At 72.3% G+C, this 14,966-nt stretch carries 18 protein-coding genes; 7 read left to right on the top strand and 11 right to left on the bottom strand.

Annotated features, from left to right (window positions below; all coding sequences use genetic code 11):
• Nucleotides 1-50 precede the first annotated feature (50 nt).
• The 3 genes from Air01nite_RS01310 (at nt 51) to Air01nite_RS01320 (ending at nt 2,853) form a co-directional block, all read left to right on the top strand.
• Complete coding sequence (locus Air01nite_RS01310) at nt 51-377, top strand: DUF3040 domain-containing protein (protein ID WP_203699879.1); 327 nt, start codon at nt 51-53, stop codon at nt 375-377.
• A gap of 2 nt (nt 378-379) precedes the next feature.
• Entirely contained in the window at nt 380-1,963 is a 1,584-nt protein-coding gene (locus tag Air01nite_RS01315; protein WP_203699880.1) for a non-homologous end-joining DNA ligase LigD, read from the top strand.
• A gap of 125 nt (nt 1,964-2,088) precedes the next feature.
• Nucleotides 2,089-2,853, top strand: coding sequence for a D-Ala-D-Ala carboxypeptidase family metallohydrolase (locus Air01nite_RS01320; protein WP_203699881.1), 765 nt, complete (start codon nt 2,089-2,091; stop codon nt 2,851-2,853).
• Nucleotides 2,854-2,859: 6 nt separating this feature from the next.
• Here the strand turns inward: Air01nite_RS01320 and Air01nite_RS01325 are convergent, their stop codons facing one another.
• Nucleotides 2,860-3,744, bottom strand: coding sequence for an alpha/beta fold hydrolase (locus Air01nite_RS01325; RefSeq protein WP_203699882.1), 885 nt, complete (start codon nt 3,742-3,744; stop codon nt 2,860-2,862).
• A 77-nt stretch (nt 3,745-3,821) separates the two neighbouring features.
• Here Air01nite_RS01325 and Air01nite_RS01330 point away from each other — a divergent pair, with 77 nt between their 5' ends.
• The 3 genes from Air01nite_RS01330 to Air01nite_RS01340 all read left to right on the top strand — a co-directional run bounded on the left by Air01nite_RS01330 (nt 3,822) and on the right by Air01nite_RS01340 (nt 5,942).
• Nucleotides 3,822-4,421 carry a PadR family transcriptional regulator gene (locus Air01nite_RS01330; protein WP_203699883.1) on the top strand — a complete coding sequence of 200 codons (600 nt, stop codon included), beginning with the start codon at nt 3,822-3,824 and terminating at the stop codon, nt 4,419-4,421.
• A 130-nt stretch (nt 4,422-4,551) separates the two neighbouring features.
• Nucleotides 4,552-5,364 carry a trypsin-like serine protease gene (locus tag Air01nite_RS01335; protein WP_203699884.1) on the top strand — a complete coding sequence of 271 codons (813 nt, stop codon included), beginning with the start codon at nt 4,552-4,554 and terminating at the stop codon, nt 5,362-5,364.
• A gap of 137 nt (nt 5,365-5,501) precedes the next feature.
• Nucleotides 5,502-5,942 (top strand): iron chaperone, encoded by a 441-nt coding sequence (locus Air01nite_RS01340; protein WP_203699885.1) that lies wholly within the window; start codon nt 5,502-5,504, stop codon nt 5,940-5,942.
• Between the two features lie 5 nt (nt 5,943-5,947).
• On the opposite strand, the gene Air01nite_RS01345 is transcribed toward Air01nite_RS01340, so the two are convergent.
• From Air01nite_RS01345 to Air01nite_RS01360, 4 genes are all read right to left on the bottom strand, one after another.
• Complete coding sequence (locus Air01nite_RS01345; protein ID WP_203699886.1) at nt 5,948-6,391, bottom strand: SRPBCC family protein; 444 nt, start codon at nt 6,389-6,391, stop codon at nt 5,948-5,950.
• A 12-nt stretch (nt 6,392-6,403) separates the two neighbouring features.
• Complete coding sequence (locus Air01nite_RS01350) at nt 6,404-6,733, bottom strand: ArsR/SmtB family transcription factor (protein ID WP_203699887.1); 330 nt, start codon at nt 6,731-6,733, stop codon at nt 6,404-6,406.
• Entirely contained in the window at nt 6,720-7,157 is a 438-nt protein-coding gene (locus tag Air01nite_RS01355) for an SRPBCC domain-containing protein (RefSeq protein WP_203699888.1), read from the bottom strand. The genes Air01nite_RS01350 and Air01nite_RS01355 overlap by 14 nt, the downstream gene beginning before the upstream one ends.
• A 75-nt stretch (nt 7,158-7,232) precedes the next feature.
• A complete protein-coding gene (locus Air01nite_RS01360) occupies nt 7,233-8,435 on the bottom strand; it encodes a cytochrome P450 (RefSeq protein ID WP_203699889.1) in 1,203 nt (400 codons plus the stop codon).
• A gap of 90 nt (nt 8,436-8,525) precedes the next feature.
• Here Air01nite_RS01360 and Air01nite_RS01365 point away from each other — a divergent pair, with 90 nt between their 5' ends.
• Nucleotides 8,526-10,028 (top strand): MFS transporter, encoded by a 1,503-nt coding sequence (locus Air01nite_RS01365; protein ID WP_203699890.1) that lies wholly within the window; start codon nt 8,526-8,528, stop codon nt 10,026-10,028.
• A 7-nt stretch (nt 10,029-10,035) separates the two neighbouring features.
• Here the strand turns inward: Air01nite_RS01365 and Air01nite_RS01370 are convergent, their stop codons facing one another.
• The 6 genes from Air01nite_RS01370 to Air01nite_RS01395 form a co-directional block, all read right to left on the bottom strand.
• Nucleotides 10,036-10,641: a GNAT family N-acetyltransferase gene (locus Air01nite_RS01370; protein WP_239090415.1), complete on the bottom strand. Its 606-nt coding sequence runs from the start codon at nt 10,639-10,641 to the stop codon at nt 10,036-10,038.
• A gap of 93 nt (nt 10,642-10,734) precedes the next feature.
• Complete coding sequence (locus tag Air01nite_RS01375; protein WP_203699891.1) at nt 10,735-11,868, bottom strand: MalY/PatB family protein; 1,134 nt, start codon at nt 11,866-11,868, stop codon at nt 10,735-10,737.
• 27 nt (nt 11,869-11,895) lie between these two features.
• Nucleotides 11,896-12,444, bottom strand: coding sequence for a hypothetical protein (locus Air01nite_RS01380; protein ID WP_203699892.1), 549 nt, complete (start codon nt 12,442-12,444; stop codon nt 11,896-11,898).
• 157 nt (nt 12,445-12,601) lie between these two features.
• Nucleotides 12,602-13,405, bottom strand: coding sequence for an SDR family NAD(P)-dependent oxidoreductase (locus Air01nite_RS01385; RefSeq protein ID WP_203699893.1), 804 nt, complete (start codon nt 13,403-13,405; stop codon nt 12,602-12,604).
• Nucleotides 13,402-13,920, bottom strand: coding sequence for an EXPERA domain-containing protein (locus Air01nite_RS01390; protein ID WP_203699894.1), 519 nt, complete (start codon nt 13,918-13,920; stop codon nt 13,402-13,404). The genes Air01nite_RS01385 and Air01nite_RS01390 overlap by 4 nt, the downstream gene beginning before the upstream one ends.
• A 639-nt stretch (nt 13,921-14,559) precedes the next feature.
• The gene (locus Air01nite_RS01395) at nt 14,560-14,934 is read right to left on the bottom strand and encodes an MmcQ/YjbR family DNA-binding protein (protein ID WP_203699895.1); all 375 of its coding nucleotides are present in this window, start codon (nt 14,932-14,934) and stop codon (nt 14,560-14,562) included.
• Nucleotides 14,935-14,966 lie beyond the last annotated feature (32 nt).

A 14,966-nucleotide genomic window follows, 5' to 3' on the forward strand; every position in this document is an offset into this window, starting at 1 on the left:
GCGGCGACCCTATCCGGACCGGGTCGGCATGAAGGCCGGCATGTCGGGGTATGGGCGCGGTATACGGCACGACGACGGTGGGTACGGAGGCGATGGCCGTGCTGAGTCAGGGCGACCGGCAGCGCTTGGCCGAGATCGAACGCCACCTGGCGGCCGAGGATCCGCGGTTCGCCAGACGGATGCGGGGAGTGCGCCGCCAGTGGACGCGGCTCGTGGTGCCGATCGTGATCATCGTCGCGCTCGTCGCGCTCACGCCGCTGCTGTTGATCACCTGGCACCGGCCCGGCGTGGCCGCGCTCGGTGTGTGTGCCGCGCTCGCCGCGATGACCTGGATGGTCGGCCGCACCGCCGGTCCGCGCTGGCGACGGCGGCCGTAACCGTGGCGACCCGCAAGGAGAAGCTCGCGCCGTATCGGCGCAAACGCGATTTCGACCGGACGCCCGAGCCGTCCGGCGCCAAAGGAGCGGACGGCCACGACGGGCGTCGCTTCGTCGTGCAGCGGCACCGCGCCCGCAACCTCCACTACGACGTGCGCCTCGAGGTCGACGGGGTGCTGGTGAGCTGGGCGGTGCCCAAGGGGCCGACGCTGACGGCCGGGGTGCGCCGCAGCGCGTACCACGTCGAGGACCACCCCATGGACTACGTCGACTTCGAGGGGGTCATCCCGGCCGGCGAGTACGGCGGCGGCGACGTGATCGTCTGGGACACCGGCACGTGGGAGCCGGGCGACGGCGAGGACCCGGCGAAGGCGATCGCCGACGGCGAGCTGCACGCGGACCTGCACGGCGAGAAGCTCAACGGCCGGTTCGTCTTCGTGCGCACCCGCGCCGACGACTGGATCCTGCTGCACAAGAAGGACGCGTACGCGAAGCCCGACTGGGATCCGGAGAAGCATCCCCGCTCGGTGCTCTCGGGGCGTACCAACGACGAGGTCAAGGCCGACCCTGACCGCGTGTGGCGGTCGGACCTGCCGCCCGACCGGGCCAGCCTGGCTCTCAAGCCCGAAGCGGCGGGCGAGGCCGACCCGGCCGAGCTGCGCGCGCTGGCCCGGCTGAAGAACGAGGGCACCTGGCACGTGTTCGGCCGCGACCTGCGGGTGACCAATCTCGACAAGGTGCTGTTCCCGGGCAAGGGGCGGGGCAAGCCGGTCACCAAGCGGGAGCTCCTGCGCTACACCGCCCAGATCGCGCCGACGATCCTGCCCTACCTGACCCGCCGGCCGCTCAACCTGCACCGCTATCCCGACGGCGCCGGCACACGGGGGTTCTGGCAGAAGGAGCTGCCGAAGCACGCGCCGGACTGGCTCGGCCGGTGGGACAACCCGGACGCCGCGCCGGGCGAGTCGCAGACCTACCTGGTCGCCGACGAGCCGGCGGCGCTGATCTGGGCGGCGAACTTCGGCGCGCTGGAGTGGCACGCCTGGACGTCCCAGGTGGACAGGCGCGACCGGCCGACGTACGCGCTGATCGACCTCGACCCGGGCACCGAGACGTCCTGGCCGGACCTGGTGACGCTGGCGCGGCTGCACCGCGAGGCGCTCGACCACCTCGGCCTGCTGTCCCGGGCCAAGCTGACCGGCAAGCGCGGCATCCAGATCTGGATCCCGATCGAGCGGGGCCCGTCGCACGAGACGACGCGCGCCTGGGTCGAGAAGCTGTCCCGCTCGGTCGGCGAGGTGGCGCCCGAGCTGGTGAGCTGGAAGTGGGAGAAGTCGGCCCGGGAGGGGCTGGCCCGGCTGGACTACACGCAGAACGCGATCGGCAACACGCTGGTGGCGCCGTACAGCCCGCGCCCGGCGGCGGGTGCGCCCGTGTCGGCGCCGATCCACTGGGACGAGCTCGACGACCCGCGGCTGCGGCCCGACAAGTTCACCGTTCGGACGATCCTCAAGCGATTGGCCAGCGAGGGCGATCCGTTCCATGATGTGCTGTTAGCCGGGCAGAAGCTGCCAAAGATCCGATGAGTGAAGATTTCCGCCGTGTCGGCGTCATCTTCCGGCGATTATTGACGCCCTAGGTCGTCATAGAGATACTTCCATCCGTCAATGTTGACCCCCCGAATTGACGGGAGGCGCTCGTGCTGCGCCAGATGCTCACCAGAACCCTCGCCGCCGTTTCCCTGGTCGTCGCGTCCACCGCGGTCGGCCTCGTCGTGACCGCCGGGGCCGCACAGGCCGACGGCTGCTACACCTGGGGCCGCCAGCTCTCCCAGGGCATGTCCGGCGAAGACGTTCGCCAGCTCCAGATCCGGGTCGCCGGCTACCCCGGCACCGGCGCCGTGCTCGGGATCGACGGCGCCTTCGGGCCGGCCACGCGCTCGGCCGTGATCCGCTTCCAGCAGGCGTACGGTCTCGCCGCCGACGGCATCGCCGGCCCCAACACCTTCAACAAGCTCTACGCGCTGCAGGACGACGACTGCACCCCGGTCAACTTCTCCTACGCCGAGCTGAACAACTGCAACACGACCTGGGCGGGCGGCAACGTCTCCGCCGCCACCGCCCGCTTCAACGCGCTCGTCACCATGTGGAAGCTGCAGGCCATGCGGCACGCGCTCGGTGACCGGCAGATCGTGGTCACCAGCGGGTTCCGCAGCCAGGCCTGCAACGCCGCCGTCGGCGGGGCCACCAGCAGCCGGCACCTCTACGGTGACGCGGCCGACCTGGGCGCCGGCCCGCACTCGCTGTGCACGCTCGCCCAGACGGCGCGCAACCACGGCTTCGCCGGCATCCTCGGCCCCGGCTACCCGGACCACAACGACCACACCCACGTCGACGGCCGGCCGACCCGCTTCTGGTCGGCACCGAACTGCGGCGTCGGCGGCCGTTCCATGCAGGACCCGCTCGGCGACAACTGACCCGCTTTAAAAGAACGCACGGATCTCGCCGGCGACCCGGTCGACCATGTCCGCCTTGCCACGCGGGCTCGGGCCGACCGGGTCGCTCGGCGCGTCGTGCTCCAGGCCGGGGAACTCGACACGCCGGCAGTGCGGCAGCCGCGCCTCGAGCGCGTCGCGGGCGGGCGCCAGGAAGGGCAGTCCCTTGCCGCCGCCCATCAGCAGCACCTCGGCCCGGACGTCGCCGAAGAGGTCGGCGGAGTCCGCGCACTCGGCGAGGATCACGCCCTCGTAGTGGACGGTCGGCGCGAGCCGGCGCATGGTGCTCGCGTCCGGTGCGGCCTTGCGGTCCTCGCTGCGCATCATCTTGTCGGTCAGCGCGGCCACCAATCGGCGCGGCATGACCTTGAGGAAGGCCGGCGCCAACTCCAGCCCGTACATGCTGGTGACCAGTGCGCCCGCGACGTCGCCGCGGGCCAGCTCCGCGTCGAACCGGCTCAGCCAGGCGGTGTGCCGGGTGCCGTCGGTCAGCAGCGCCGGCTCGAAGACCGCGACCTTGCGGAGGTCCGGGAGCCGGCGCGCCGCCTCCAGCACCACGAGCCCGCCCGCACTGATCCCGTAGACCCGCTCGGCACCGGCCGCGGCGACCACGGCGGCCAGGTCGTCGACCTCGGTGGCGATGCCGTGGTCCGGCTTGTGCGGGCCGGACAACCCACGGCCGCGGCGGTCGGGCAGGTAGACCGTGAACCGGTCGGCGAGCCGGGCGGCGAGCAGCGAGTTGCTGCGCCCCGACTGCATGCTGCCGTGCACCAGCACGACCGCCGGCCCGTTGCCGGCCTTCCGGTAGCCGATCCGGGTGCCGTCGCGGGACTCGACCGCGCCGGCGGTCATTTCGTTCGTGGTCTGCGTCATGCCAAGATAGTTGCATGACATCTAGTCGCACTGCAACTAGTTCTGATGAAACTTCTTCCACGGGTACGGTGGTCCGCGTGACGACGACCTTCCGCCGCTCGCCCCTCGCCCTGGCGATCCTCAGCCTGTTGGAGAACGGGCCGCTGCACCCGTACGGGATCCAGCGGTTGATCAAGCAATGGGGCAAGGACCAGGTCGTCAACGTCGGCCAGCGCGCGAGCCTCTACCGGATGATCGACCGGCTCGCCGAGGCCGACCTGATCACGACGAGCGGCACGGACCGCGACGAGCGCTACCCGGAGCGCACGACCTACGAGCTCACCGACGCCGGCCGGGCGGCCACCCGGCAGTGGTTGGCGGAGATCGTGTCGACGCCGCGCAACGAGTTCCCGGAGTTCCCGGCGGCCCTGTCGTTCCTGCTGATGCTCACGCCGGAGACCACGATCGACCTGCTGGCGCGGCGGCGCGACCACCTCACCCGGCAGCTCGCCGACCTGGACACGGCGATGCTGGCCGCCGCACGGCTCCCCCGGATCATCATGATCGAGGACGAGTACGTCCGCGCGATGACCCGCGCCGAGCTGTCGTGGGTGGAGAGCACGCTCGAGGCCCTGCGCGACGGCTCGTTCACCTGGGACCAGGAGGAGCTCGGCCGGCTGGCCGCCGCGTCGCAGTGAGGGTTAACCCTCGACCACACCCCATTCGTGGCCCTGCGGGGCGATTTCGCGTGTGACCGGCGCACCGGACGGCGCTGAGACGACTAGGGGGACTCTCGCTCCCCTGGTCGCTCGCGAAAGGACCTTGCCCATGAAGCGATTACTCGCCGTACTGGCCGTCGCGGCCACGACGCTGCTGTTCGCCGCGCCGGCGCAGGCGGTGACCAACGGCCAACCCGACAACGGCCGCCACCCGTACGTCGGCCTCGCGGTCTTCGACACCCTGGTGGCGGGCCAGCCGGCGCCGGCCTGGCGGTGCAGCGGCACGCTGCTGTCGCCGACGGTGTTCCTCGTGGCGGGCCACTGCACCGACGGCGCCGTCCGCGCCCGGGTGTGGCTGTCCGAGAACGTCCAGACCAACACCGAGTACCCGAACAGCGGCGCCACCTCGTACGACGGGACGCCGCACACGTACCCGGGCTACTGCAACTCGCCGTGCGGCAACGGCCTGGGGGAGTTCGCGCACTTCGACGTCGGGCTGATCGTGCTCTCCGAGCCGGTGCCCGCGTCCGTGGTGAGCGCCTACGGCCAGCTGCCCGCGGTCAACGTGGCCGACTCGCTCGCCACCGGCACCGGCGTCTCGGTCGTCGGCTACGGCGTACAGGTCAACCAGCGCGGCGGCGGCCAGCCCGTGTGGACGGGTCAGCGGGTCCGGCTGTACGCGCCGACCGAGGTCTTCGGTGGACAGGAGAACACCGGCGACGAGTTCCTCAAGCTGCGGAGCAACCCGGGCGGCGGGAGCGGCGGCACGTGCTTCGGCGACTCGGGCGGGCCGATCCTGCTCGGCGACACCGTCCTGGCCGTCAACTCGTTCGTGACCAACAACAACTGCACGGGCGTCACGTACGCGGCACGCGTCGACCTGGCGCCGGTGCGCGCCTGGATCGACTCGTTCCTGGGTTAGGCACGCGTTCCCGGCCGCTCACCGATCCGGTGGGCGGCCGGGCCGCACAGGTGGTCAGGTTTCGAGAAGTCACCGCCCGGGCCGGCTTCATAGCATGAGAATCAAGCCAGCCGGAACCGGTAGAAAAGGACCTCACGATGCCCACGAAGAAGGCCGCACGCAGGGACGCGAAGCCCGAGAGCTTCACCGCGGAAGAGCGCGCGGCGATGAAGGAGCGCGCCAAGGAGCTCAGGTCGGCGAAGGGCGGCCAGGGCGAGGCCGAGCTGCTCGCGAAGATCGCCGAGATGCCGGAGCCCGACCGGGCCCTTGCCGAGCGGGTGCACAAGGTGGTCATGGGCGCCGCGCCGGAGCTGACACCGAAGACCTGGTACGGGATGCCCGCGTACGCCAAGAACGGCAAGCTGGTCTGCTTCTTCCAGCCGGCGCAGAAGTTCAAGTCGCGCTACGCCACGTTCGGCTTCGACGCCAACGCCAACCTCGACGAGGGCACCATGTGGCCGACCTCGTACGCGCTGACCAAGCTGACCGCCGCCGACGAGAAGAAGCTCGCGGCCCTCGTCAAGCAGGCGGTCAGCTGATCTGGTCAGTGCCAGTCACTGATCTTGACGTCGTCGGGTGCCGGCCGGCCGCGGCCGGTCTCGGCGTAGTCCTTGAGGCTCAGCAGGAACGTCGCCCACTTGGTGCTGCAGTGGTGCATGAACTCCACCGGCTCCCGCCAGCCCTCGTGTCCGAACAGGACGATCGTGTAGTCGCCCCGGCGGTCCAGGCGCCAGTCGATGTCGGTGCCGATCCACTCCGCGGGGCCCTCGACCACCCGCCAGCGGACGTGCCCGGCCGGGTCCAGCTCGCGCACCTCGAGGTCGAAGCCGCCGGCCTCGCCGAAGCGCAGCGCGAGCGTCTCGCCGACCTCGCTCTTGCCGACCGTGTCGGTAGTCCACCAGGCGGCGATGCCCTCGGGCGTCGCCACGGCGGTGTAGACGTCGTCGAGCGGCGCCACGACGCCGACCCGGTGCAGGATGTCAACCATTTCTCTGTCCCTTCATGTCAGATGGTCGCGGAGCGCGGCCAGTGGACCGTCCCAGTCACGGGCCAGCGCCGCGAGGAACTGCTGTGCCACCTTCATCGGCGCGGAGTCCAGCCGGTAGCGGACCCGGCGCCGCTCCCCCGGCTCGGCGACCACCAGGCCCGCCTCGGCCAGCAGGGCGAGGTGCTTGGCGATCGCCTGTCGGGTGATCGGCAGCTGGGCGGCGAGGTCGGTCGCGGTGGCCGGGCCGCCGGACGCGAGCGCGGCGAGAATGGCCCGCCGGCTCGGGTCGGCGAGGGCGGCGAAGACCTCCTGCGCCACCGCCTCCGGGTCAGGCCTGTCCATCGAGGTACGCGACCAGTTCGCCCAACTCGTTGGTCCAGCCGTCCGTGTTGCCGCCGAAGGCCGTCTTGTGCTGGTCCGCCTCCGGAAGCTGCGCGAACCCGGTCTCCACCATCGTCAGCGTGGTGCCGCCGGCGCTGGGCTCGAGCGTGAACTCCACGTAGGTGCGGCGCGGGTCGCCGTCGGGCAGGCCGTAGATCGGCCAGGTGTAGCCGAAGACCCGCGGCGGCTCCACGCGCTCGATGGTCAGGGTGGCGGTGTCGCCGCTGTCCCAGGTGAGCTTGGCCCGCCCGCCGACCCGCAGGTCGACCTCGGCCCGGTTGCCGAACCAGGTGCCCAGCCCGTCGGCGGTGGTCAGTGCGGCCCACACCTTCTCCGGCGCGTGTGCCAGCTCCAGGGTGCGCTCGATCCGGTCGGGAAACGCCATGTCGATCTCCTTATAGCAACCACTTGGTTGCCATCCAAGCTATAGCAATCACCTGGTTGCGTCAACCCGCGACGCTCAGCCGGTGGTGACGGGCAGCGAGGCGTAGCCACGCAGCACGAGACGGTCGCGGCGCTCGGCCGGGCCGGCCAGGCTCAGCGCGGGCAGGCTGGCCAGCAGCATGGGGAACGCGACCTGCGCCTCGAGCCGGGCCAGCGGCGCGCCGAGGCAGTAGTGGGCGCCGCCGCCGAACGAGACCGGCTGGATGTTGGGGCGGTCCGGGTCGAACCGGTGCGGGTCGGGATAGCGCTCCGGGTCGCGGTTGGCGGCGCCGAGCAGCATCGAGATCTCCGCACCCTCCGGCAGTGCGAGGCCGTCGTCGAGGTCCAGCGGGGCGCCGGCGAAGCGGGAGGTGAGCTGCACGGGTGAGTCGTACCGCAGGATCTCCTCGACGAACGCGGGCGCGAGGCCGGGCTCGGCGCGCAACCGCCCCGCCTGCTCGGGCCGTTCCAGCAGGATCGCCAGGCCCGTGCCGAGCAGGTTGGTGGTGGTCTCGAAGCCGGCGACCAGCAGCAGCACGAGGTTGGCGAGCAGCTCGTGCCCCGTGAGCCCCGGCCCGTCGGGGTCGTCGTGCGCGGCGACGAGGGCGCTCGTCAGGTCCTCCCGCGGCGCCCGCCGGCGCTCGACGATCAGGCCGACGAAGTAGTCCTCGAGCTCCCGGCCCGCGACGTCGGCCAGCCGCATCTCCTCCTCGGTGCTGATCGGCTCGAGCACGACGGTCAGGTCGGCGGCGCGCTGCCGGAACCACGGCCGGTCGGCCTCGGGGATGCCGAGCAGGGCGCAGATGACCCCGATCGGCAACGGGTACGCGAACGCGCTCATGAAGTCGGCCCGCGGCGGCATCGTGTCGATCAGCTCGTCGACCAGTTCGGCGATGACGTCCCGGAGGGCGGCCACCCGCCGGGCGGTGAAGGTGGCCGCGGCGGCCCGGCGCACCCGGGTGTGGTCCGGCGGGTTGGTCATCAGCATGGACAGCACGATCGACGCGACGCCGCGGTTGGACCGCCAGTCGGGCCAGAACCCGTCGTAGTCGGTGGCGTCGGCGACGCGCAGGCTCGGCTCACGCAGCAGCCGGTTGGTCAGCGCGTGGGTGGTGACGAACCAGCGCCCGTCAAGCGCGGTGAAGATCGGCGCGTGCGCGCGGAGCACGTCGTACGCCGGATAAGGATCCTGCCGCCCCTCGGGTGCGAACAGTGACGCCAGCGCGCTCTCGAAGTCCATCGTGTCCTCTCCAATGCCGACACCTTCGGGGCATTTGTCCGTTAGCTTGATGTTTCGAGCTGGGTTTACCGGCGGGTGGAAGGGAGCTCCATGTCGAGGGAAGGTCCCCTGGCCGGCCGGTACCCCGCCGTGGCGGTGATGGTCGTCGCCGCGCTCGTGCCGTACCTGGTGCTCTCGGCCGCGTTGACCCCCATCCTGCCGATCATCTCGCGCGACATCGGGATGAACCTAGAGGAGGCGAACCTGGCGGGTGGCCTGGCCAACGCCGGGTACGCCCTCGGCACGGTGCTGTCGGTGCAGCTCGCCCAGCACCTGCCACAGCGTCGCATGCTGATCGTCTACGCCACCGTCCTCGTGATCGGCTCCGTGCTCGCCGCCGCCGCGACTGGACCCGTCATGTTCATCTCCGGTCACATCCTCCAGGGCGTGTGCACCAGCCTCCTGCTGATCGCGGCGGTGCCGCCGCTGGTCACCGGCTTCCCACCGGGCAAGGTGCGCCCCACCGCGGTGATCCTCAACCTGTGCATCTTCGGCGCGGTCGCGCTCGGCCCGCTGATCGGCGGCATCCAGGCCGACTCCGACGGTTGGCGACCGCTGTTCTGGGTGATCGCGGGCATCTCCGTCCTCGCGCTGCTGCTGGTGCTCGCCACCTACCAGAACGTGCCGCCGGCCGACCCCACCTCGACCCGCTCCCCCGTGGCCGTGCTGCTCGCCGCGACCGGCTGCATCGCCGCGTTCTACGGCGCCACGCAACTCCTGACCCACCGGGACCTGAACGCCGCGACCCTGGCGCCGCTGTGCGCGGGCGTGGCGCTGATCGTGACGCTGCTGGTGCAGCAGTTCCGGGCCAGGCGGCCCCTGCTCATCCTGCGCCCGCTGACCAGCACGATGCCGGTCTCCGGCATCATCGTCGCGATGTCCGCGGCCGCCGCGTCCGTCGCGGCGATCGCGCTGTCCGGCGTGCTGCTGACCGACCGCTACTCGCCGCTCAAGCTGGGCCTGCTCTACCTGCCCGAGTTCGCCGGTGCGGTGATCACCGCGATCCTGTTCGCGGTGCTGTTCACCACCCGCCTGCTGCACTACTTCGCGCTGTTCGGGCTGGTCTGCCTCATCGCGGGCATCGCGCTGCTGATCGGCACCCTGCCGCCGAGCACGATCGTCACGCTGACGGCCACCGGGCTCATCGGCATCGGCGTGGGCGCGTCGGTCACGCCCGCCCTGTTCATCGCCGGCTTCTCGCTGCGCAACGCCGCCCTGCAGCGGGTGTTCGCCATCATCGAGCTGCTGCGGGCGGTGTCGGCCTTCATGATCGCGCCGATCCTGCTCTACATCGCCACCGTCGCGGGATCGACCCCGGAGAGCGGCATCAAGATCGCGCTCTGGATCTCCCTGGGCCTCGCGGCCGCCGGCACGCTCGTCGCGGTCTCGCTGTACGCGCTGGGCGGCCTGCGCCCGCCGACGCCGTCGCTGGCCAACTGGTTCGGCGGCGAGTCGGCGTGGTACTCACCGCCGCTGTTCGCCGCCGTCCGGCGCGGCGCACACCGGCCGGGGCCTCCGGGTCTCGAGGAGGCCCCGGAGGCCGCGCGGCCGTGATCCTGCCTCAGCGCGGGTCGCGCCACATCGGGTAGAGCGACGGGCCGTCCGGCAGGTCGATCGTGTTCGGCATGCGCCGGAAGCCGAGCCGCTCGTAGAGGGCGGCGTTGCGCTCGGTGCTCGCCTCGAGGTACGCGGGCCGGCCGGCGGCGTCGAGGTCGGCCAGCCGGTGGCGCAGCAGCGCGCTGCCGACGCCGGTGCCCTGGTGGTCGGGGTGCACGGCGATGAACGGCAGGTAGGCGTGGCTGCGGTCGTGCGGGTGCCCGGCGACCATGAGCGCGTCGAGGTCGGCGACCCGCTTGAGCGTCTCGGGGTCGAGGCCCGCCTCGAACGCCGCGCCGAGCCCGCCGTCGTCCTCGGACTCCGGTGCGTCGACGTCGACGTCGAGCCAGAGGGCGAGGCCGTGGTGGCCGTCGACGGTCTCGGCCCGGCCCGCGGCGAGCGCCAGGTCGACGAACCCGCCGAAGAACACGTGGTGCTCGCGCGGGCGTCGCGCCTGGTCAGGGAAGACCCAGTCCGCGACCGGGTCGCCCATGAAGGCTTCCGCGATCACCGACTTGAGGGTGGGCACGTCGTCTTGCGTAGCAAGGCGTACGCGGGGGGTGGTCGACACGTAACTCTCCTGTCGTCCTGGGGGGCTGGGGTGTCGAGTCTGGACCACCACGCGCCGACTGACGACGTTGGACAGTTGTTCCTGTGGACCGGGTCACACGGCCGCCGCAGCCATCCGTTCGACGGCAGCTTCCAGGATCTCGGCGCTCGTGCCGACGTTCATCCGGACGTAACCGCTGCCCGCGGCGCCGAACCGCGGACCGGGCTCCAGCGCCACGCGGCCCTTGTCGAAGAACAGGTCCCGCGGCCCGGCGCCGGTGCCGATGGCGGAGCAGTCGAGCCAGGCGAGGAAGGTCGCCTCGGGTGGCGTCCAGGTGACCATGGGCAGCTTGTCGGCGAGCAGCCGGCCGAGCAGCGCGCGCCGGTCGTCGAGGGTGGCGAGGAGCCGGTCGAGCCACTCCCCGCCGTCGGTGAAGGCGGCGACGCCGGCCAGCACGCCGAAGTGCCCGACGCGCCACGGGGTGTCGACGGGCAGCCGGCCCACGACGGTGGCCATCCGGGTCGACGCGGTGACGATCGTGGCGCACTTGAGGCCGGCGAGGTTCCAGGCCTTGCTGGCCGACACCAGGCTGACCGCGACGGCAGCCGCACCCGGGACGGTGAGGATCGGGGTGAACGTCGCGCCCGGCAGCACCAGGGGTGCGTGGATCTCGTCGCTCACGATCGGCACGCCGTAGGCCGCGGCCAGCCCCACGAGCGCGGTCAACTCGTCGCGGGTGTGCGCGCGGCCCACGGGGTTGTGCGGGTTGCAGAGCACGAACGCGGCCGGGTGGCCGGCGAACGCACGCTCGAGGCCGGCCAGGTCGAGCCGGCCGTCGACCAGCGGTACCTCGACGACCCGCCCGCCGGCCTCCGGCACCCAGCCGAAGAACGGCGGGTAGACGGGCGGGCAGATGACCACGGGGTCGCCCGGCCGGGTCAGGACGCGCAGCAACTCGACGACGCCGACACCGACGTCCGCCACCGCGGTCACCGCGCCGGGGTCGATCTCCCAGCTCCACCGCCGAGCCGCGAAGGTGGCCAGGGCCTCGGCCAACGCCGGGACCGGCGCGGGATATCCGGTGTCAGAGCGCTCGACGGCCGCGCGGAGCGCTTCCTGGACGGGCGGGGCGAGGTCGAAGTCCATCTCGGCGACGGGCAGGGGCAGCACGTCGGCGGGGTGCACCCGCCATTTCGCGCTGCGGCGCTCGCGCAGCACCTCGATCGGTGGGACGGGCAGCAGGTCCATGGTGCCCAGCCTGCCAGGATCGTCAGCTCAGCGTTGTGCCGCGCGGCGGCGCCGCACCGCCTCCAGGGCCCGGCCCAGGTCGTCGCCGGCGACGTCGGCGTCGACGACGCCCTCCTCGAAGTAGTCGCGGACCGCGCCGTGGAGCAGCAGCAACACCGCGGCCGCGGACGCCAGCAGCAGGGTGACCTCGATGCCCTGCTGGGTGAGCGGGTACCACGTCGGCACGAGGCCCGACCCTCGGGCGTCGTCGGCGAGGTCGACGCCGATGTAGACCACCTGGCCGAGCAGCGACGTGCAGAGGACACCGAGCGCCGCCCAGCGGGCCGCGCTCAGCGGGCCGCGCAGCGCGAGCACGATGGCGGCGAGCACGACGGCGGTCGCGAAGCCGGCGAAGACGCTGTAGTCCAGCACCGACCTGGCGTCGATGACGTTGGTCGGGGTCCTCGGGTCGTCCAGCGAGTAGAGGTAGACCACGGACCGCGCGTTCAGCGCGGCCACCGCCCGCGCGACCGATCCCACGACGACGATGACGAGCAGCCACGACACGATCCGCAGCTGGACCGGCCGCTCCGCCACCGCCGCCTTCCGGCAGCGCGGACAGACGGCGCGACCGCCCTCGCGCACCCAACCGTGCCAGCCCAATCGGCAGAAGAACCTCACAACCGGAAATCCTCGCGGAACGCCCCGGCCGGCACCTCCCCTGTTCGGCCCGTTGCCGGGCGTCGCCCCCCGGTCAGCCCGTGGGCGAGGTCGGTGTGTGGGGTGGAGTCAGGTCGCGGGAGGCGCGGGCGATCACGGCGATCGCCGTGCGGCGCGGGAGCAGCCGGGACATCAGCGCCGAGGAGACGCGCATGCCGAGGCCCGGCACCACGCGCGGGCCGCGGCCCAGGCCACGCAGCGCCGCCCGGACCACCTGGTCCGGCGTCTGTGTCCCGGGCGCCGGCCTGGTCTTCGCGCCGGCGAGGTTGGGGGTCGAGACGGCACCCGCGACGCAGGTGAGGACGTCGACGCCGGTGCCGCGCAGCTCAGCCCAGAGGCCCTCGGCCAGGATGGCCCCGAACGCCTTGGTGGCGGCGTACACGGTGATCGGTGGTGAGCCCTGCATCCCGGCCAGGGACGACATCACGACGAAGCCGCCGCGTCCCCTTGCCACCATCGGCGGCAGGAAGCGGTGGGCGAGGTCGAGCGGCATCCGGCAGTTGAGATCGACGGCGCGGCGGGTGAGGGCGGGGTCCATCTCGACGAACGAACCGATCGGCGAGTACGCGGCGTTGGCCACGACGAGCCCGACGTCCCGCCCGACCGCGGCGTCGGTGACCGCGCGCAGCCCGTCCATTGTCGACAGATCGGCGGCGACGGTGACCGTCTCCGTGGTCAGTGCGTCGGCGAGGGCGGTCAAGGGCTCCGCACGGCGGGCGGCGAGGATCAGCTTGAGTCCGCGTGCGGCGAGCGCGTGGGCAAAGGCGGCGCCGAGGCCCTCGGACGCGCCGGCGACCAGCGCCCAGGGCCCGTAGCGGTCCGCGAAGTCGGCCCTCACGCTGGGACCACCGCCGGCCCGGGCCGGCTGAACGGCCGCTCGCGCCGCATGCGCCACATCACCAGAAACGGCGTGACCAGCCAGGCGGCGTTGGCGGCGAGCACGATCGCGAAGTTGGGCGCCGGCGTGACGCCGTAGCGCTCGTCCATCAGGATGATCAACACGTTGGCGAGCATGGTGCCCGACCAGACCAGCGCCGGCACCTTGATCCAGTCACGGCCGCGGATGAAGGCGTAGAGGGCGAAGAGATAGAACGGCCCGAAGAAGATCAGGTCGATCCAGATCGTCATCTGCCAGAACGGCGGCCGGGCCATCAGCAGCGGGTCGTAGTTGTTGCCCCACCAGTGCACCAGGTCGATCGCGGGCCCCGGCGGCCAGACCGGGTAATCGAAGTTGCCCGGGTCCGCGACCACGATCTGCTCCAGGTCGACGACGTAGGTGATGACGGTCGCGTTGACCGCGAAGAACGCGATGAAGAACAGATCCCACGGACGCTCGCGCAACGGCACCCTCATGGCCCCGATCCTCGCCCTGCCGCGCCGCCGCAACAAGATCTACAAACCCGGACGTTCCGCTACCAACCATCGGCGCCGCGCCGCGGGTCGCGCTACAGGTCGTGGTCCCGGACGTTCGGCTGCCAACCACGAGCGCCGCGGCCGGCGGCCGGGGGCCGTAGCGCGATGCGGCTCCGCGCGGCAGTGCGCGGTGCCGAACCTGGGCTGCAGGCGGTGCGGTCCCGCGCGGCGCATGCCGCAGGCGGTGCGGGCCCGCTGAGCGCGTGCCGCGCGCGGGCCGCGGGCGATGCGGGTCCACGCCGCGGAGCGCATGCCGCGCGCGGGCCGCGGGCGATGCGGGTCCACGCCGCGCAGCGCGAGCCGCAGGCGGTGCGGGTCCGCGCCGCGGGGCGCGAGCCGCAAGCGGTGCGGCTCCGCGCGGCGCGCGCGTGCCGGGTCCAGGCCGCGGGCGGTGCGGCTCCCCGCCGCACGGCCCGCGCCGGACCCGGGCGTCGTGGCCGCAGGCGGTGCGGGTCCGCGCCGCAGGGGCGTGCCGGACCCAGGCGGCGGGCGGTGCGCCGCGGCCGCCGCCGGATGGCCCCACCCAGCGGGCGCCGCGGTGCGGCGAGCGAGTGCGGGCCTCGGCTCGGTGCGCTCGGGCTACCGGTCGTGGTCGTCGAGGTCGCCGGCCAGGTCGGCCGGGGCGCGCATGCGCCAGGCGTCGGTCACGAGCTCGGCCAACCTGACGACGTCGACCCGCTCCAGGCGCAGCATGACCAGCGGGAGGCCGTCGTAGGACGGTGTCGTGAAGAACGTGGTCGGCTCGCCCAGGAGCAGCGCCTGTTTCTCGGCCTCGTCGCCCACGAAGAGGACCGCGATGTCGGTGCGGATGACGCGGCGTTCGCCCGGGCGGCGTTCCGGATAGGACCAGACGAAGCCCTTGTCGCCCACCCGGAAGTCGAAGCCGTCGCTCTCGATCTCGACCACGTGCGGCAGCGCGAGCGCCACGGCGCGGACGTCGTCGGCGTCAGCCATCGCTGTTGGTTCCCGGCCTTTCTCGTCGCATG

It is taken from the genome of Asanoa iriomotensis (assembly GCF_016862515.1).
Taxonomy (GTDB): Bacteria; Actinomycetota; Actinomycetes; order Mycobacteriales; family Micromonosporaceae; genus Asanoa; species Asanoa iriomotensis.